This is a genomic window from Catellatospora sp. NPDC049111 (assembly GCF_040648615.1).
GTDB classification, from domain to species: Bacteria; Actinomycetota; Actinomycetes; order Mycobacteriales; family Micromonosporaceae; genus Catellatospora; species Catellatospora aurea.
Genome location: NZ_JBEZEB010000024.1, coordinates 1 through 16,045, shown reverse-complemented (window position 1 = coordinate 16,045; position 16,045 = coordinate 1). Strand labels below are relative to the sequence as shown.

18 protein-coding genes are annotated in these 16,045 nt (G+C 72.4%); 6 read left to right on the top strand and 12 right to left on the bottom strand.

Annotation, left to right across the window (positions count from 1 at the left end):
• Positions 1-102: 102 nt before the first annotated feature.
• From AB0B66_RS27455 to AB0B66_RS27435, 5 genes are all read right to left on the bottom strand, one after another.
• Positions 103-1,434, bottom strand: a complete 1,332-nt coding sequence (locus AB0B66_RS27455) for a YibE/F family protein (protein ID WP_360535322.1) — start codon at positions 1,432-1,434, stop codon at positions 103-105.
• Positions 1,435-1,579: 145 nt separating this feature from the next.
• Complete coding sequence (locus AB0B66_RS27450; protein ID WP_360535320.1) at positions 1,580-1,993, bottom strand: arsenate reductase ArsC; 414 nt, start codon at positions 1,991-1,993, stop codon at positions 1,580-1,582.
• Entirely contained in the window at positions 1,990-2,739 is a 750-nt protein-coding gene (locus AB0B66_RS27445; protein WP_360535318.1) for an MIP/aquaporin family protein, read from the bottom strand. The genes AB0B66_RS27450 and AB0B66_RS27445 overlap by 4 nt, the downstream gene beginning before the upstream one ends.
• Positions 2,739-3,056 (bottom strand): metalloregulator ArsR/SmtB family transcription factor, encoded by a 318-nt coding sequence (locus AB0B66_RS27440; RefSeq protein ID WP_360535316.1) that lies wholly within the window; start codon positions 3,054-3,056, stop codon positions 2,739-2,741. The genes AB0B66_RS27445 and AB0B66_RS27440 overlap by 1 nt, the downstream gene beginning before the upstream one ends.
• Positions 3,057-3,147: 91 nt before the next feature.
• Positions 3,148-3,501 (bottom strand): metalloregulator ArsR/SmtB family transcription factor, encoded by a 354-nt coding sequence (locus AB0B66_RS27435; protein WP_360535314.1) that lies wholly within the window; start codon positions 3,499-3,501, stop codon positions 3,148-3,150.
• A 90-nt stretch (positions 3,502-3,591) separates the two neighbouring features.
• On the opposite strand from AB0B66_RS27435, the gene AB0B66_RS27430 reads away from it, so the two are divergent.
• From AB0B66_RS27430 to AB0B66_RS27420, 3 genes are all read left to right on the top strand, one after another.
• Positions 3,592-3,951, top strand: coding sequence for a metalloregulator ArsR/SmtB family transcription factor (locus tag AB0B66_RS27430; RefSeq protein ID WP_360535312.1), 360 nt, complete (start codon positions 3,592-3,594; stop codon positions 3,949-3,951).
• A gap of 73 nt (positions 3,952-4,024) precedes the next feature.
• Complete coding sequence (locus AB0B66_RS27425; RefSeq protein WP_360535310.1) at positions 4,025-5,434, top strand: FAD-dependent oxidoreductase; 1,410 nt, start codon at positions 4,025-4,027, stop codon at positions 5,432-5,434.
• A complete protein-coding gene (locus AB0B66_RS27420; protein ID WP_360535308.1) occupies positions 5,422-6,669 on the top strand; it encodes an MFS transporter in 1,248 nt (415 codons plus the stop codon). The genes AB0B66_RS27425 and AB0B66_RS27420 overlap by 13 nt, the downstream gene beginning before the upstream one ends.
• Here AB0B66_RS27420 and AB0B66_RS27415 read toward each other — a convergent pair.
• Genes AB0B66_RS27415 through AB0B66_RS27400 form a run of 4 tightly spaced genes read right to left on the bottom strand, consistent with a single transcriptional unit; the run spans position 6,623 to position 10,300 of the window.
• Complete coding sequence (locus AB0B66_RS27415; protein ID WP_360535306.1) at positions 6,623-7,435, bottom strand: hypothetical protein; 813 nt, start codon at positions 7,433-7,435, stop codon at positions 6,623-6,625. The genes AB0B66_RS27420 and AB0B66_RS27415 overlap by 47 nt on opposite strands.
• Before the next feature lie 43 nt (positions 7,436-7,478).
• Positions 7,479-8,201, bottom strand: a complete 723-nt coding sequence (locus tag AB0B66_RS27410) for an NAD(P)-binding domain-containing protein (RefSeq protein ID WP_360535304.1) — start codon at positions 8,199-8,201, stop codon at positions 7,479-7,481.
• Positions 8,202-8,229: 28 nt separating this feature from the next.
• Positions 8,230-9,258 carry an LLM class flavin-dependent oxidoreductase gene (locus tag AB0B66_RS27405; RefSeq protein ID WP_360535302.1) on the bottom strand — a complete coding sequence of 343 codons (1,029 nt, stop codon included), beginning with the start codon at positions 9,256-9,258 and terminating at the stop codon, positions 8,230-8,232.
• Positions 9,251-10,300, bottom strand: coding sequence for an LLM class flavin-dependent oxidoreductase (locus AB0B66_RS27400; RefSeq protein WP_360535300.1), 1,050 nt, complete (start codon positions 10,298-10,300; stop codon positions 9,251-9,253). Before AB0B66_RS27400 ends, AB0B66_RS27405 begins: the two co-directional genes overlap by 8 nt.
• An 88-nt stretch (positions 10,301-10,388) precedes the next feature.
• On the opposite strand from AB0B66_RS27400, the gene AB0B66_RS27395 reads away from it, so the two are divergent.
• Positions 10,389-10,904, top strand: a complete 516-nt coding sequence (locus AB0B66_RS27395) for a MarR family winged helix-turn-helix transcriptional regulator (protein WP_360535298.1) — start codon at positions 10,389-10,391, stop codon at positions 10,902-10,904.
• A 64-nt stretch (positions 10,905-10,968) separates the two neighbouring features.
• Here AB0B66_RS27395 and AB0B66_RS27390 read toward each other — a convergent pair whose 3' ends face one another.
• The 3 genes from AB0B66_RS27390 to AB0B66_RS27380 form a co-directional block, all read right to left on the bottom strand.
• On the bottom strand, positions 10,969-11,367 hold the full coding sequence (locus tag AB0B66_RS27390) for a DUF948 domain-containing protein (RefSeq protein ID WP_360535296.1): 399 nt from the start codon (positions 11,365-11,367) through the stop codon (positions 10,969-10,971).
• Between the two features lie 6 nt (positions 11,368-11,373).
• A complete protein-coding gene (locus AB0B66_RS27385) occupies positions 11,374-11,736 on the bottom strand; it encodes a hypothetical protein (protein WP_360535294.1) in 363 nt (120 codons plus the stop codon).
• Between the two features lie 70 nt (positions 11,737-11,806).
• Positions 11,807-14,176: an MMPL family transporter gene (locus AB0B66_RS27380; protein WP_360535292.1), complete on the bottom strand. Its 2,370-nt coding sequence runs from the start codon at positions 14,174-14,176 to the stop codon at positions 11,807-11,809.
• A gap of 255 nt (positions 14,177-14,431) precedes the next feature.
• Here AB0B66_RS27380 and AB0B66_RS27375 point away from each other — a divergent pair, with 255 nt between their 5' ends.
• Together AB0B66_RS27375 and AB0B66_RS27370 are read left to right on the top strand one after the other, a co-directional pair.
• Entirely contained in the window at positions 14,432-15,430 is a 999-nt protein-coding gene (locus AB0B66_RS27375) for a YihY/virulence factor BrkB family protein (protein ID WP_360535290.1), read from the top strand.
• Between the two features lie 89 nt (positions 15,431-15,519).
• Positions 15,520-16,045 (top strand): helix-turn-helix domain-containing protein (locus AB0B66_RS27370; RefSeq protein WP_360535466.1); only part of this gene is annotated, 526 nt, incomplete at its 3' end.

Sequence of the window (16,045 nt, the reverse complement as noted above, 5' to 3'; positions counted from 1 at the left end):
CTGCCGCGAACGGCAGCACCGGCACTGCCATCGGCGCGTCCGAATGCCGACAGGCTGCCCGCACCGCCTCCCGGGGACAGCGGCCGCCCCGGCAAGCGCAGGTCAGCCGTGGTCGTGCCGGGCCGGTGCCGGGTGCCGGAACGCGTCCGCCTCCGGCGGCAGGCCCCAGGCCTGCTCCAGCGCGTCGGCCTGACGCGGCCGGGTGCGTCGCGGCGTCGCGAGCTTGCCGTCGCCGCGGCTGCTGACGAGGGCCGCCAGCGCCGTCGTGATCGGCACCGCGGAGATCAGCCCGATCGTGCCGACCACCGAGCGCACGATCTCCTGTGCCAGGAACTCGTTGGTCAGCATCTCCCCCAGCGGCGCGCCGCCCGCGGTGAGCAGCAGCAGCGTCGGCAACGACGCGCCGGCGTACGCCAGCACGATGGTGTTGATGACCGAGGTGATGTGCGCGCGCCCGACCCGCGACGCCGCCCGGTACAGGCCGCCGAAGCCCAGGTTCGGATTCGCGTTGGCGAGTTCGGCGACCGTGTAGGCCTGCGTGACGGTGACGTCGTCGAGCACGCCGAGCGCGCCGATGAGGATGCCCGCCAGCAGCAGGCCCGGCATGTTGATGTCGGCGTTGACGAACGTGACGTACAGCGACTCCTCGCTGGCCATGCCGGTCAGGTGCAGCAGCGACACGGACAGCGCCGACAGGCCGCCGGTCAGCGCCAGGGCGGTCAGCGTGCCCAGCACGGCCATCGACGTGGGCGCGTTGAAGCCGTGGGTCAGGTAGAGCACCACCAACATGATCAACGACGAGCCGACGATCGCGACCAGCAGCGGCGAGCTGCCCTGCAGGATGGCGGGGACCACGAACATCAGCAGCACGGCGAAGGTGAACGCCAGCCCGGCCAGCGCCGACACGCCGCGCCAGCGGCCGAACGCGATCACCGCGCCGACGAACGCCAGCACCAGCGCCCACAGCCCGTCGGTGCGGTCGTGGTCGGCGATGTCGTACTTGATCGTGCCGTCCTGCTCGAACGACTCGGTCTCCATCACGACTACCTTGTCGCCGGCCTCGACCTCGGGCGCGCCCGGTCCCGACGGGATCGCGGTGGTGACCACCTTGCCGTCGGCGAGCCGCACCACGACGTCACCGCATACCGGCGGCGCTTTCTGCTCAGGGGTCTGCACGGGCGGCTCGGCGGCGTCGGCGCAGTCGATGATCTGTACCGATGCCACGACGCCGTCGTGGTTGACGGCCCCGGTCCACGGCTCGGTCTTGAGGTCGCCGGGCCACAGCAGGAACAGCCCGACCAGGGTGAGCACGGCGGCGGGGACCAGCGCGGCCAGGGTCAGCCGGGTGGCCCGCCGGGACACCGGGACCGGGGCGTGGGAATGCGCGTGCCCGGCGTGGCCGTCGGCGGTGTCGTGGTCGTGGGCTCGGCTCACCGGATGCTCCTCGGCGGTGGTCGACGCCACGGCACCCGGGGTCGGTGGCGCGGTGGCGTCGCTGGCAGCGTCCGGCGAAGTGTAGTCGCTGCTCCGACCGTCCCCACCGTGAGCCGCGCCGGGCCGTCGCGGCTCCCGGAGCGCTTCAGCGTTCGGCGGCCGTCAGGTCGTCGAGCAGGACCCGGACCCGGTCCCGGATCTCGTCGCGGATCGGGCGTACCGCGTCGATGCCCTGCCCGGCAGGGTCGTCGAGCTTCCAGTCCTCGTGGCGCTGGCCCGGGAAGTACGGGCACACGTCACCGCAGCCCATCGTGATGACCACGCTGGACGCCTCGGACGCCTCCGGGGTGAGGATCTTCGGGGTCTGGCCGGTGATGTCGATGCCGACCTCGCGCATCGCCTCCACGGCGACGGGGTTGATCTGATCGGCCGGCGCGGAGCCCGCGGAGCGGACCTCGACGGCGTCACCGGCGAGGTGGCGCAGCCATCCGGCGGCCATCTGGGAGCGGCCGGCGTTGTGCACGCACACGAACAGCACGCTGGGCTTGGTGTCGGTCATCGCTTCTCTCCTACGGTCATTTGTTCGACAGGTTGTCCCGCTCGGACGTCGATGTCGTCGCGGGTGGCCCGCACCGCCGGGAACAGCGCGGCGACGAGGCCGACGCCGATCAGGGCGCCGAGGACCTGCGCGGCGATGTACCCGGGCACGGAAAAGGGTGTGATCCCGGCGAAGGTGTCGGTGAACGCGCGGCCGACGGTGACGGCGGGATTGGCGAAGCTGGTGGAACTGGTGAACCAGTACGCCGCACCGATGTACGCCCCGACCGCGGGCGCCGCCAGCGCCGCGCGGCCTGTGCGGACGAGCGCGAAAATGAGCAGCACCAGGCCGGCCGTCGCGACGACCTCGCCCAGCCAGAGCTGCGGCTTGTCGCGCACGGTCGCCGACAGGCCCTGCGCGACCCCGAACATCGCGTTCGCGAGGACCGATCCCGCGATCGCGCCCAGCGTCTGGGCCGCGATGTAGGGCGCGATGTCCCGTGCGGAAAGACCCGCCGGGTCATGGCGGTCAGACCACCACGCGGCGACGGTCACCACGGGGTTGAAGTGCGCGCCGGACACCGGGCCGAGGATCAGGATCAGCACGGCGAGCGCGAACACGGTCGCTGTGGAGTTCTCCAGCAACTGCAGGCCGGTGTCCTCCGGTGACAGCCGGGTGGCCATGATGCCGGAGCCGACGACCGTGGTGACCAGCAGCATGGTGCCGAGCAGTTCGCCGAGCAGGCGGCGGGGCAGGGTGGCGGGCATCAGCACTCCCGGCGGTTGTCGGAGGTGGCCCGCGCCCGCTCGGCCAGTTCGGAGAGGTGTGCCGCGGCGGCGTCGAGAGCGTCGGCGTTGAGGTGGTAGTAGGTGTAGCGGCCGTATGGTTCGGCCTTGACCACGCCCGCGTGGCGCAGTGCGCGCAGGTGATTGGACACGTTCGGCTGCGACAGGCCGAGGTCCTCGACGAGATGGCAGGTGCAGGCGGGGCCTGCGGCGAGGGCGTCGACGATGGCAGCTCGGGCGGGGTCGGACAGCAGCCGCACCACCTCCGCCGGGGCATCACCGGAAACTGATATCACCACGCGGTAATCAAACAGCCCTGCCGGTCAGGGCCGCAACTTCGCGATCATGAACATTGGATGACGCGGGCTGTTCACCCGATCCGCGCCCGGTTCAGGCGGTGGTAGCGATGTCCAGTACGGCGGACAGGGCGGCCATGCGCGAGCGGTTCGCCCGGTACCAGACCCAGGTGCCGCGGCGGTCGGACTCGACCAGACCGGCCTCCCGGAGCACCTTCAGGTGGTGCGAGATCGTGGGTCCCGTCAGGTCGAACGCGGGGGTCAGATCGCAGACGCAGGCCTCTCCCCCGTCCGCGGAGGCGATCATCGACAGCAACTGCAGACGCACCGGGTCACCGAGGGCCTTGAACGCGGTCGCGAGGTCCGCGGCCGCCTCGGCGGGAACGGTGGCAGCGGCCAGGGGTGCGCAGCACACCTCCGACTCAAGAACCGTCAACTGCTTCGACATGCCCCTAGGTTGACAGCTTTCGAAGCAGACGGCAACGCGGGTTGCCACGCCTCACGCTTGCCGCCTATCATCGTCTATCGGCGATGAACGATGATATTGGAGGATGGCGTGGAAGAGCTGCTCGACCGCGAGGTCGCCCAGCGGTATGCGTCCTGGTTCCGGGCACTTGCCGATCCGACTCGGGTGCAGATCGCAGAGCTGCTCGCCCGCAGGCGCGAGCCGATGAGCGTCGGGCAGATCACCGCCGCGATGGGCCTGGCCCAGTCGACGGTCTCCCAGCACTTGAAGATCTTGGCCGAAGTGCGCTTTGTGCTGGTCGAGGCGGCAGGCAACGCGAACCTCTACCGGATCAACGAGAACTGCCTGGACCACTTTCCCACCGCCGCCGATGTGGTGATGGGCCGTCCGGTTGCCACCCCGGGCGACGCGGCACGGCGACAGGCAGGCTGAGTTGACATACTTCTAAGTAGGCGGCACTCTAAACACATCGCTTAGAGAAACTTCTAAACAAGGAGTCGCCGCCATGCCCTCATCGACTACGAGCTCCCCGGACAACCTCCCGATCGTGGTGGTCGGCGCCGGCCCGGTCGGCCTCGCCGCCGCGGCGCACCTGGCCGAACGCGGCCTGGACTTCCTGGTCCTGGAGGCAGGCAGTGGTCCCGCCGCAGCCATGGCGAGCTGGGGCCACGTACGGGTGTTCAGCCCGTGGCGGTTCAACCTCGACCACGCGGCCCGCCGCCTGCTGGAGGCCGACGGCTGGATCGCGCCGGACCTGGCCGAGCTGCCGCTGGGCGCGCAGATCGTGACCGACTACCTGGAGCCGCTGACCAAGCTGCCCGCGTTCGCGGGCCGGGTCCGCTACGGCGCGAGGGTGGTCGCGATCAGCCGCGACGGGCTCGACCGGGTCCGCACCACCGGACGCGAGGACACCCCGTTCCTGATCCGCCTCGCCACCGGTGAGGAACTGACCGCCCGAGCGGTGATCGACGCCTCCGGCACCTGGCCCACTCCCAACGTGCTCGGCGGCTCCGGCCTGCCCGCACACGGCGAGCCCGAAGCCGCGGCATACGTCGACAGTGCCCTGCCGGACGTGCTCGGCGGCGATCGCGACCGCTTCGCCGGACGGCACACCCTCGTCGTCGGCGCGGGCCATTCCGCCGCCAACACGCTGCTCGCCCTGGCGCAGCTCGCCACCGAGGCTCCGGGCACGACCGTGAGCTGGGCGATCCGCACCGGCGCGGCCGCCCGCACGTATGGCGGGGGCGACGCCGACGCCCTGCCCGCCCGCGGCGCGCTCGGCACCCGGGTGCGGGCACTGGTCGAATCCGGCGCGATCACCCTGCACACCGGGTTCTCGGTGCGGGCCGTGTCAGTCGACGGCGGCACGGTGACCGTGACCTCCCGCGGCGGCGCGAGCGTCACCGCGGACCGGATCGTGTCGGCCACCGGCTTCCGGCCCGACCACACGATCGCCTCGGAGCTGCGCCTGGACCTCGACCCGGTCCTCGGCTCGACCCGCGCCCTGGCCCCGCTGATCGACCCGAACCAGCACTCCTGCGGCACCGTCCCGCCGCACGGGGTCGACGAGCTCGCCCAGCCCGAGACCGGCTACTACGCCGTCGGCGCGAAGTCCTACGGCCGCGCGCCCACCTTCCTCATGGCCACCGGCTACGAGCAGGTCCGCTCGGTGGTCGCCGCCCTCGCCGGCGACTGGGACGCCGCCCGTGACGTGCGGCTGGAACTGCCCGAGACCGGGGTCTGCTCCTCGTCGGCGGCACTCGGCGCCGACGACGACGCCGCGTGCTGCGGCACTGCCGAACCAGCCGCCGCCGCGCCCCGCGGCCTGGCCACGGGTGTCGCCGGTGGGCTGCTGACCCTGCCGGTGGTCCAGGCCGCCCCGGGCGAGACCGAGACCGGCGGATGCTGCGGCTGACGTTCCCCACGCCGGCCTCCACCACGGAGGCCGGCGGTCGGCTGCGGCCGGTCGTGGCCGCGCTCGCCGTCACCCAGACCATCGGTTACGGCGTGCTGTACTACGTGTTTAGCGTCTTCCTCGCACCGATGGCCGCCGACCTGCACACCACCACGGCGACGGTCACCGGCGCGCTGACCGTCAGTGTGCTCACCACCGCCGCGTCGGCCGTCCCGATCGGACGGTGGCTGGACCGCCGCGGCGGCCGCGGCCTGATGACCTTCGGGTCGGTCCTCGGCGGCGGCGCGGTCCTCGCCTGGTCGCGGGTCACCGACGTCAGACAGTTGTACGCGGTGTTCATGGTGCTGGGCGTCGCCTCGGCGATGGTCCTCTACGAGGCGGCGTTCGCGGTCGTCGTCGCCACGAGCACCGCGGCGCAGCGGGCGGGCGCACTGCTGACGATCAGCGTGGTGGCCGGATTCGCCAGCACGGTCTTCCTGCCCACGGCCGCCGCGCTGCAGGAGCACCACGGCTGGCGGACCGCGCTGGTGGTCCTCGCGCTGGCCTACGCCGTGATCGCCGTCCCGCTGCACTTCCTGGCCGTCCCGGCCCGACCCCGTGGGCATCCGGCCGCAGCGGCGGTCGACCACGCGGCGCGGCGGGCCGCGGTCCGCGACGCGCTGCGCCACCGCGGGTTCTGGCTGCTGACCGCCGCGTTCGTCGTGCACGGCAGCGCCGTCTCCGTCGTGTCCGTACACCTGATCAGCTACCTGACCGGCCTCGGCCACCCTGCCGCGTTCGCCGCCACCGTCGCCGGGCTGCTCGGGGTCATGTCCGTCACCGGCCGGATCGTCACCACGGGCCTGACCCGCCGCCGCTCCACCGCCGCAGTCACGGCGGCCGTGTTCGGCATCCAGGCGGCGGCCGCAGCCGCGCTGCCCGTGCTCGGCCACACCCGGCCCGGCGCGGTGTGCTGCGTCGTGCTGTTCGGCACCGGTTTCGGCGTCGGCACCATCGCCCGCCCCGCGCTGCTGGCCCAGCGGTACGGCACCACCGGCTATGCGACCATCGCCGCCGCCCTGACCGTGCCGACCACCGTCGCCAAGGCGGGCGCGCCGCTGGCCGCCGCCGGCTTGTACCTCGCCGTCGGCACCTACACCCCGGTCCTGGCCGTGGTCAGCGCCGCCTGTGCCGTCGCGGCGACCTGCCTCACGCTGGCCGCGACTCCGGCAGGAGCACCGCGTCAAGATCGGTGAACAGCTCCTGGGGGACCTCACCGCCGTGACGCTCGGCGAGCGCGACCCAGAACCGGCGGCCGCAGGCCCATGCGGTGGCGATGGCCTCACCGACGGCACCGGCTTCGGCTGCCGTCACGGTCCGGCGGAGCGGTTCGACCAGCTCCGTGCCGAGATCGGCCTCCGCCCGGCGGGATGGCGTCAGCCAGTGTCCGGTCCTGCCCTCGGCCAGGCGCGCCATCCAGAGCAGGTGGCGCTGGGCATGCGACAGGGCGTCGACGGCGCGCAGCAGTTCGCCGCGCTGCGCCACGTGGTAGGCCAGGACGAGCCAGTTGGCGAAGCGGCCGCACAGCTCGTCGACCTCTTTCGCGCCGGCCGGCAGGTGTGGGCGGGCGGGCAGCGCGTCCAGGGCCTGCCGCAGCGCGCCGGTGCGGTCGAGCACGATCATGCGGTCGACAGGCGCGCTGCGAGCCGGCCACCCGGCGACGGAGGCGATGTCGCCGGCCGTCGCGAAGTGGAACTCGCCGCGGACCAGGTTCGGGAAGAACACCACGTGGGAACCGAACTCGTTCACCACCACGTGGCGGATGGGGCCGACCCGGTCGAGCCAGGCACGATGGTCGAGCGCTCTGGCGTGGTTCGCGCCGAAGAACAGCCAGAACTCGACATCGCTGTGCGCGTCGGCCTCGCCTTGGGCGAACGAGCCGTACGTGAGCGCGGCGACGAGGTGTTCGTCGGCCTGGCAGAGTTCCCGTACGCGGGCGATCAGATGTTCTTGCGGCAGCACCAGGTGACCCTAGCGGCCTCGGCACCGTCCCGGCTGCCCGGTTTCAGGACCACTGTTCGGTGCCGAGCAGCCGCCCCCGTGCCCGGGCGACGGCGCGGCCGCGTTCCGAATCCGGGAAGCGGTCGAGGCGGGCCCGCACCTCGGCGGCGTCGACGTCCGCGCCGAAGAGTTCGGTGCCCGGTTCGAAACGGATGCCCTCGGCCAGGGGACCGGCCACCACCGGGTCGAAGCCGAGCGCGTCGACCAGCGCCGCGACCGCGGCGACGTCGGCGGGGCCGTCTCCGGCGATCGCGACGGCGGTGCGACCGGCCTGCCCGGCGGGACGGGCCTGGTCCTCGATGTCGTGGTAGCCGACGTGGTTGAACGCCTTCACGACGCGGGCCCCGGCCAGGTGGGCCTGCACGGTCTCGCTGGAGGACGTGCGCGGGTCGGTGAGGTCCTCCCGGATGCCGTCGACCTCCCACCAGTAGTTCATGGCGTCGACGACGAGCTTGCCGCGCAGCGGGTCCGGGTCGACGCCGCGGTACTTGCCGAGCGGAAGTGCCAGCACGACGATGTCGGCGCGGGCCGCGGCGTCGCGGGCGGTGGTGGCGACCGCGCCGGGGACGAGTACCTCGACGGTGAGCGCGATCTTGGCCGGGTCACCGGAACCGGCGATGAGCACCCGGTATCCGGCGGCCACGGCGAGCCGCCCGAGGACGGTGCCCAGCTTGCCCGCGCCGAGGATGCCGAGGGTCCGGGGACCGTCCTGAGCGGTGTCGTTCATGTCGTGCCCTTCAGGGTCGATGCGGGAATCAGGCGAGCAGGTCGCGGACCATCGGGATCACCTTCGCGCCGTACAGCTCGACGGCGCGCAGTCGGGCGCTCACCGGTTGCGCGCCGGCCGTGTAGATGAGGTCGAACCGGCCGACACCGAGCGTGCGGACCGTGTTGGCGATCTTGCGCGCGACGGTGTCGGGCGAGCCGATGTACAGCGATCCGTGCTCGACCTCGGCGTCGAACTCGGCGCGGCGGATCGGCGGCCAGCCGCGCAGCGCGCCGATCCGGTCCCGGATGACCCGGTAGTGCGGCCAGAAGATCTCCTTGGCCTGCTCGTCGGTGTCGGCGACGAAGCCCGGCGAGTGCATGCCGACCGGCAGCGCGGTCGTGCCGAGCTGCTCGGCGGCGCGGCGATACAACTCGATGTAGGGCGCGAAGCGGCCGGGCTGCCCGCCGATGATCGCGAGCATGAGCGGCAGCCCGTAGCGGGCGGTGCGCACCACCGACTGCGGCGAGCCGCCGACACCGACCCAGGTGCTCAATCGCCCGGACTCGGTCTTCGGGAACACGTCGGCGCCCCGCAGCGGGGCGCGGACCGTGCCGCTCCAGGTCACCGGCTGCTCGTCGAGCAGCTTCACGAACAGGTCGATCTTCTCCTCGAAAAGCACCTCGTAGTCGGCCAGGTCGTAGCCGAACAGCGGGAACGACTCGGTGAAGGAGCCACGGCCGAGGATGACCTCGGCGCGCCCGTGCGACAGCGCGTCGACCGTGGCGAAGCGCTGGAACACCCTTACCGGGTCGTCGGAGCTCAGCACGGTGACGCCGGAGCCGAGGCGGATGCGCTTGGTGCGGGTCGCGATCCCGGCCAGCACGGTCTCCGGCGTCGAGACCGAGTACTCCGGCCGGTGGTGCTCCCCGACGGCCAGGGCGTCGACGCCGAGGTCGTCGGCGATCACGGCCTCGTCGACGACCTGCCGGATCGCGGCGGCGTAGGAGACGGGGTGGCCGGTGTCGTCGTCCGGCACGTCGCCGAAGGTGTCGAGGCCGAACACGAGATCAGACATGGGTGGGCTCCTTCGCGAGCAGTTCGCGCACCCGCGGGGCGACCTCGCGGCCGAACAGCTCGATGCTGCGGGCGCGGGCCGCTCGGGGCAGGCGCATGATGTCGTACTTGAGGTCGAAGCGGCTGAGCCGCAGGTCACGTGCCATCGTCGCGATCTTGCGGGCGACGGTCTCGGGAGAGCCGACGAACAGGGCGCCGCCGTCGAGTTCGGCTTCGTAGCGCTGGCGCGTCGGGGCGTAGAAGCCGCGCTCGCGGGCGAGGTCGGTGACGACCGGCTGCCAGTAGCGCCACCAGGTCTCCACGGCCTCTTCGTCGGTGTCGGCGACCAGGCCGAGCGAGTGCTGCGCGATGGGCAGCGGGGCGTGCCCGAACTGCTCCAGCGCGCGCAGGTACAGCTCGACGTTGCCGGCGAAGCGCTGCGGCCGGCCGCCGATGATCGCCATCATGAGCGGCAGCCCGTAGCGAGCGGCGCGCAGCACCGAGTTCGGGCTGCCGCCGACGCCGATCCAGGTGGGGATGCCGCCCTCGGGCATCCGCGGGTGCAGCCGCTGCCCGGTCAGCGGGGTGCGCACGGTGCCCGACCAGGTGACCGCGTCCTCGCGCTGAAGCCGCATGAACAGGTCGAGCTTCTCCTCGAACAGGCGCTCGTAGTCGGCCAGTTCGTAGCCGAACAACGGGAACGACTCGGTCGCCGAGGCGCGGCCGAGCACGAGCTGGGCGCGGCCGCCGGACACCGCGTCCAGCGTCGAGAACTCGTGGTACAGCCGGACGGGGTCGTTCGTGCTCAGCACGGTGACCGAGGTGCCGAGCCGGATCCGCTCGGTGGCCCGCGCGATCGCGGCCAGCAGCACCGGCGTCGCCGAGTCGGTGAAGCCCTCCCGGTAGTGCTCGCCGACACTGAACACGTCGAGCCCGACCGCGTCGGCGAGCTGCGCCTCCTCGACGATGAGCCGCAGGGTCTCCGCGTCGCTCAGCACCCGGTCGCCGTCGGTGGCCACCTCTCCGAACGAGTTGAGGCCCAGTTCGAAGCGTTCGGTCGTCATGGTCTCCCCCTCCGCACCGCGCCGCGCACGGCTGATTGACATGTCAATTAGTAGCCCCGGTATGATTGACATGTCAATTGGAGGTGGGATGACCCAGGACACACCTCGGCCACGCCGGGCACGCCGGCTGCCGACCACCGAGGAGCTGCGGATCTGGCGCGACTTCATCGAGACCGCGGAGGTCCTGCGGTCCGCGCTCACCGCGCGGCTGCAGAGCGAGTCGTCGCTGTCGTCGGGCGACTACGCGGTCCTGCTCGCCCTCAGCGAGGCCGAGGGGCACCGCATGCGCTCCTCCGAACTGGCGGCGCACATCGACTGGGAACGCAGCCGCCTCTCCCACCACCTGGGCCGGATGGAGCGGCGCGACCTGATCCGCCGGGAGGAGTGCGCCGCCGACAGCCGGGGCGCGGAGATCGTGCTGACGGCCACCGGCCTGCGGTCGTTCCGGCAGTCGACGGTGCCGCACCTGACCGCAGTACGCGAGCTGTTCGTGGACGCGCTCAGCCGTGATCAGATCGTCGCGGCCGGCGACCTCGCCGCCACGCTGCGAGCCCATCTCGAAGAATCGGGCAGGCGGCGGGGCACGCCCTCGCAGACCGGCTGACCCGCGAACGAGACGTGGCCGGGCCCGAGTGCCGGGCCCGGCCGTTCACGTCACCGGCTGCACGTCACTGCCGGTGGTTGCGCGCGGCAAGCGCGCGGCGGATACCGAAGGCCAGCGTGGCGGCCTTGCCGACCGGCGTCGTCGACGCGCCGGTGATGGCGTCGGCGACCTTGGCGATGTTCGCCGCCGCCGACGACAGCGGCCCGGTGACCGCGTCGACCCGGACGAGCTGGACGTTGATGCCGTCCAGCGTGGTCTGGACCTGCCCGACGGTGGTGTTCACCTCGCCGACGGTGTTGTTGACGTTCTCCAGCAGCGGGCCGGTCTTGGCGGTCACCTCACGGATCATGTCGGTGGTCGCGTCGACGGTGCGCCGCAGCCGCAGGATCGGCACGGCGAGCACCAGCACCAGCATCGCGAAGGCTCCCGAGGCGACCAGCGCCGCGATCTCCGTACCTGACATCGGCGGTTACTTCTTCGACCCGGCCGAACTGCGACCCAGCAGCCAGCCCACGAGGAACACCGCCGCACCGGCCGCCCACGGGGTGGGGTTGCGGCGGATGTTGTCCAGCAGGCTCCGCCCTGCGGCCTCCCACTCGTCGGCGGTGTGCGGCAGGCGGTCGTTGACCGCGGTGAGGGCCTCGGCGGCCGCGTCCTTGGCCACCACGGCGGTGTGGGCGACGTTGGCCTTGAGCTCGCCCGCGCCCGCGGCCAGGGCGTGACCGGTGTCGATCGCGGCCTGCTTGGCCTCGGCCGCCTTTTCGACCACGACCGCCCCGGCCGTGTTCAGCGCGTCCTGCGCGCCGGCGATGGCGTCGTCCTTGCTTGGCATGTCATCTCCCCAAGTGGTGTGTGGTGTTGGCAGGCCGATACCCGCTCGCCCGCGGCGTATGCCACAGCGATCAATCGGCCGCGGCCTTGGCCGACGCGTCACGCGCCACCGGCTCGGTCCTGACCGGCGCGTCGTCCGCCACTGGCTCGGTCGCGGCCGGCGCATCGCCCGGGACCGGCTCGGAAGGCCGCCCGTGCGGCTGCGAGAGGCGGCCGAACAGCCGCCGACCCGGCCATTCGCTGGCCGATCCGAGCACGGTCAGCAGCGCCGGGGCGAGGATCGACCGGACGATGAACGCGTCGATGAGGATGCCGATCGCCAGCGCGAACGCGAGTTCCCGGAACGGGCGCAGCGGCACCATGGCGAGCAGGCCGAAGCTGACCGCCAGGGTGAACGCGGCGATGCGGATCGCGTGCGCCGACTGCGGCAGCGTGATCGCGAGCGCCTCGCGCAGGGGACGTCCCCGGGCCTCCTTCCAGGCGGGGCCGATGCCGAAGATGTTGTAGTCCGAACCCAGCGCGACCAGCAGCACCGCGGCGGCGAACGGGACGTAGAAGGTCAGGCCGTCGGCGTGCAGCACGTCCTGGAACAGCCAGGTGGTCAGGCCGAGCGTGGCCCCGATGGCGAGCACGCTGCAGGCGAGCAGGCCGATGGGAGCCACCAGCGCGCGCAGGAACAGCACCAGGAACAGCAGGTTGGCCGCGAGCGCCGCGAGCGCGATCCGGCCCAGGTCCTGCTTGGTCTGGTCGACGATGAGCTGCGCGATGGCGGTGTCGCCGCCGAGGCTCGTCCGCACGTCGGTCAGCCCGGCGGCCCTTACCAGGCCGGGCAGGTCCTGCTGCAGCCGGCTCAGGGTCTGCACGGCGCGGGCGCCCAGGGGCTCGTCGGCCAGGACCACCAGGAAACGCGCCGCGGTGCCGTCGGCCGTGCGGAACACGTGCAGATCCTGCGGGATCGCGTCGTCGGCGGGGCCGAGCACTGCGGCTACCCCGGGCACTTTGCGCAGCGCGTCCTGCAGGCCGGCGAGCTCCTTGGTCCGGGAGCCCACCCCCTGGCCTTCCAGGAGCACCTCGGTCGGCGACAGGATGCCCTCGGCGAAGCCCTGCTGCGCCTGTGCGGCGGCCTGGCGGGTGGGATGGTCGGCGGGCAGCGCCTCCACGAACGACACCCCGAGCGCGAGGTCGCGTACCGGAAGCGCGGCCGTGACCAGCCCGGCGACGCACAGCAGCAGCACCGGCGCGGCGACCCAGGGACGGGTCAGCAACCGCGACCAGCGTCCGCTGCCGACCTCGGGCTCCGGGGCGCTCGGCGCCGCGGCCCGGCCACGGCGCGGCGACCACAGCACCGCCCGGCCGAGGATGGCCAGCAGCGCGGGCACCAGGGTGACCGACACCAGCATGCCGATGAGCACCGCCAGCGCCATGCCCGGCCCGAACGCCCGGAACGCCGCCGAACCGGCCACCACCAACGCGCCGGTGCCCGCCGCGGCGGTCGCCCCGGCGGTGGCGATGATCGGGGTGAACCTGGCCGTGGCGGTCTCGGCCGCCTCCAGCCGGTGCGCGCCCGCGGCGAGCTGGGTGCGCGCCGCGGCCAGGTAGAACACGACGTAGTCGGTGACCACGCCGAGCAGCAGCGCCACCAGCAGCGGCTGGGTCTCCTGCGGCACGGGCACGCCCAGCCGGTCGGCGAGCGCGCCGCCGACGTGCAGGGTCAGCAGGATCGCAACCCCGGCCACACCCAGGGCCAGCAGCGGCGCGATCAGCGACCGGAACGCGATCGCGACGATGATGAACACCGCGGCGACGGTGACGGCCTCCAGCCAGGGCAGCGTCGACAGGACGAGGTCGCCCTGCTCCACCCGGGCCGGGACCGAGCCGGTGATCCCGACGACGGCGTCGTCGGCGTCGTAGTGCGCGGCGACGAACTTCTCGGCGGCGGCCAGCTGGCCGGCGAAGCTGACGTCGGGCGCGGTGAACAGCATGGTGATGACGGTGGTGCCGTTCTCCTGCGAGCCCGGCATCAGCTGCAGCGTGTTGGTCACCGGCACCGCGCCGAGGATGGGCGCGGCGTCGGGGTATTCGCCCTGGGTCACGGCGCGGGCGCGGGCGACGGCTTCGGCCTGGACCGTCAGCGGCAGGCCGTCGGGGTTGCGCTGCACCACGGAGACCCGGCTCAGTAGTGGGAACCCGAACTTCTCGAAGGAGCGGACCTCGCTGCGCACGGCGGCGTTGTCGGTGGCCACGAGCTGCCCCAGATCGCTGCCGCCGTGACCGATGGCGGGCAGGTACAGCACCGACGCCGCCACGGCGGCGATCCACAGCGCCACCACGACCCACCGCAGCCACACCACCGCGATCGCGTAGTACTCCAGCAGCCGGCTCGGCCGCCAGCGGCTGCGCACCGGCATGTCCTCGCCCGACGGCGACGCCGCCCCGCTCACGGGTGCACCCGCTCGGCGACGACCGGGTCCGACTGCCTCATCCGCATGGCGTTTCCTCCTGTGGCGACACCTGTCGAACCGCCACGCGCAGCCCGGTGGGGGCCGTTGCCGCGGGGCGGTTCGGCAGGGTGGGATTTCGTGAGTCGGGTACCCGGCCGACCGCGCGGCAAACGACGAAGACCCGAGCCGCGCACACCCGCGTCGGGCGCGCCGCGGGCGCGTTAGCGGCGGCGCCGGCGGCGGTATGGCAGGGGCATGACCTCCGAAGATCCCCACCCGGCGAACGCCGTGCCCGCGCCACCGCCGGACGCCGGCCCGCGCAGTCCCACCCAGCTCAGCCTGCGGGCCTGGTGGCAGGTGCTGCGCCGGACCGCCAAGGAGTTCGACACCGACAGCCTGCAGGTGTGGGCCGCCGCCCTGACCTACTACGGGGTGCTGTCGCTGTTCCCCGGCATCCTGGTGCTGGCCGCGGCCGTCGGCCTGTTCGACGACCGGCTGGTCGACGACGTGCTCGACGACGTCACACCGATCATGCCGACCGCGGTGCGCGAGGTCTTCACCGCCGCGCTGGACAACGTGCAGGCCGACGACAGCAAGGCGGGGGTGGCCGCGATCATCGGCCTGGTGGTGGCCATGTGGTCGGCATCGGGTTACGTGGACGCGTTCATGCAGGCGTCCAACGCGATCTACGACGTGCCCGAGGGCCGGCCGCTGTGGAAGCGGCTGCCGATCCGGCTCGCGGTGACCCTGGCGACGGGGGTGCTGCTGGTCGCGAGCGTGCTCATAGTCGTGGTGAGCGGGCGGCTGGCCGAGGCTCTCGGCCGGGTGCTCGGCCTGTCCGGGCCGATGGTGACGGCCTGGCAGATCGGCAAGTGGCCGCTGCTGGTCGCGCTCATCGCGCTGCTGTTCGCGATCCTGTACTGGGCGTCGCCCAACGCGCGGCAGGGCGGCTTCCGGTGGATCAGCCCCGGCGGCCTGGTCGCCGTCGTGCTGTGGATCGCCGCGTCGGTGGGCTTCGGCTTCTACGTGACCCACTTCGGCTCGTACGCCGAGACCTACGGCAGCCTCGGCGGCATCATCGTGTTCCTGGTCTGGCTGTGGATCTCGAATCTGGCGATCCTGTTCGGAGCCGAACTCGACGCCGAACTCGAACGCCAGCGCGCCATCGCCGCAGGCCACCCCGCCGACAGCGAGCCCTACCTGCAGGTACGGGACAGCTCGGCGATCGACCGCGACGACAAACAGCACCTCTGACCAGCGCACGCCCTCGCGGCCGCGACCGGTTCGGCGAACACGCCCGGAGCCCGGTCGCGGCCTACGGCGTGTTTCATAAGTGATTGGCGGTGTCGGTCGTCACGCGTTTCCGGGCGAAGCTGTGTTGGGGTTCCTGGTCGTGGGTGTTTGTCGGTGGGGTGTGGCAGGGTGCTGCCGTGGCCCGTTTCACCACGTTCCGGTTCTGTCTGGACCCGACCGTCGAGCAGGAGTTGGTGCTGCGTCGGCATGCGGGTGCGGCCCGGTTCGGATTCAACCAGTGCCTTCGGCTGGTCAAGCAGGCCCTGGACGGCAAGCGCCGTGGGACGGTCGGCAAGGTGCCGTGGTCGGGTTTCGACCTGATCAACGCGTTCAACGCGTGGAAGGCTTCGGCTGCGGCGGGCCGGGTGCTGGTGGCCGCCGCCGACGGCACCACCACGGGGCTGGCGTGGCGGGCCGAGGTGTGTCAGCAGGTGTTCGAGGAGGCCGCGGTCGACCTCGGTCGTGGGCTGGCCGCGTACAAGGCATCGCGGACCGGCGACCGTAAAGGCCGCCGGGTCGGGTTCCCCAGGTTCAAATCGAAAAAGCGCGCTCAGTTGTCGTTCCGGATCCGCAGCA

Bases quoted from the DNA above. Each gene is read 5' to 3' on its own strand.
- AB0B66_RS27450 (WP_360535320.1), bottom strand. From the start codon at position 1,993: ATGACCGACACCAAGCCCAGCGTGCTGTTCGTGTGCGTGCACAACGCC.
- AB0B66_RS27435 (WP_360535314.1), bottom strand. From the start codon at position 3,501: ATGTCGAAGCAGTTGACGGTTCTTGAGTCGGAGGTGTGCTGCGCACCC.
- AB0B66_RS27405 (WP_360535302.1), bottom strand. From the start codon at position 9,258: ATGTCTGATCTCGTGTTCGGCCTCGACACCTTCGGCGACGTGCCGGAC.
- AB0B66_RS27445 (WP_360535318.1), bottom strand. From the start codon at position 2,739: ATGCCCGCCACCCTGCCCCGCCGCCTGCTCGGCGAACTGCTCGGCACC.
- AB0B66_RS27410 (WP_360535304.1), bottom strand. From the start codon at position 8,201: ATGAACGACACCGCTCAGGACGGTCCCCGGACCCTCGGCATCCTCGGC.
- AB0B66_RS27430 (WP_360535312.1), top strand. From the start codon at position 3,592: ATGATATTGGAGGATGGCGTGGAAGAGCTGCTCGACCGCGAGGTCGCC.
- AB0B66_RS27390 (WP_360535296.1), bottom strand. From the start codon at position 11,367: ATGTCAGGTACGGAGATCGCGGCGCTGGTCGCCTCGGGAGCCTTCGCG.
- AB0B66_RS27385 (WP_360535294.1), bottom strand. From the start codon at position 11,736: ATGCCAAGCAAGGACGACGCCATCGCCGGCGCGCAGGACGCGCTGAAC.
- AB0B66_RS27375 (WP_360535290.1), top strand. From the start codon at position 14,432: ATGACCTCCGAAGATCCCCACCCGGCGAACGCCGTGCCCGCGCCACCG.
- AB0B66_RS27395 (WP_360535298.1), top strand. From the start codon at position 10,389: ATGACCCAGGACACACCTCGGCCACGCCGGGCACGCCGGCTGCCGACC.
- AB0B66_RS27425 (WP_360535310.1), top strand. From the start codon at position 4,025: ATGCCCTCATCGACTACGAGCTCCCCGGACAACCTCCCGATCGTGGTG.
- AB0B66_RS27400 (WP_360535300.1), bottom strand. From the start codon at position 10,300: ATGACGACCGAACGCTTCGAACTGGGCCTCAACTCGTTCGGAGAGGTG.
- AB0B66_RS27420 (WP_360535308.1), top strand. From the start codon at position 5,422: ATGCTGCGGCTGACGTTCCCCACGCCGGCCTCCACCACGGAGGCCGGC.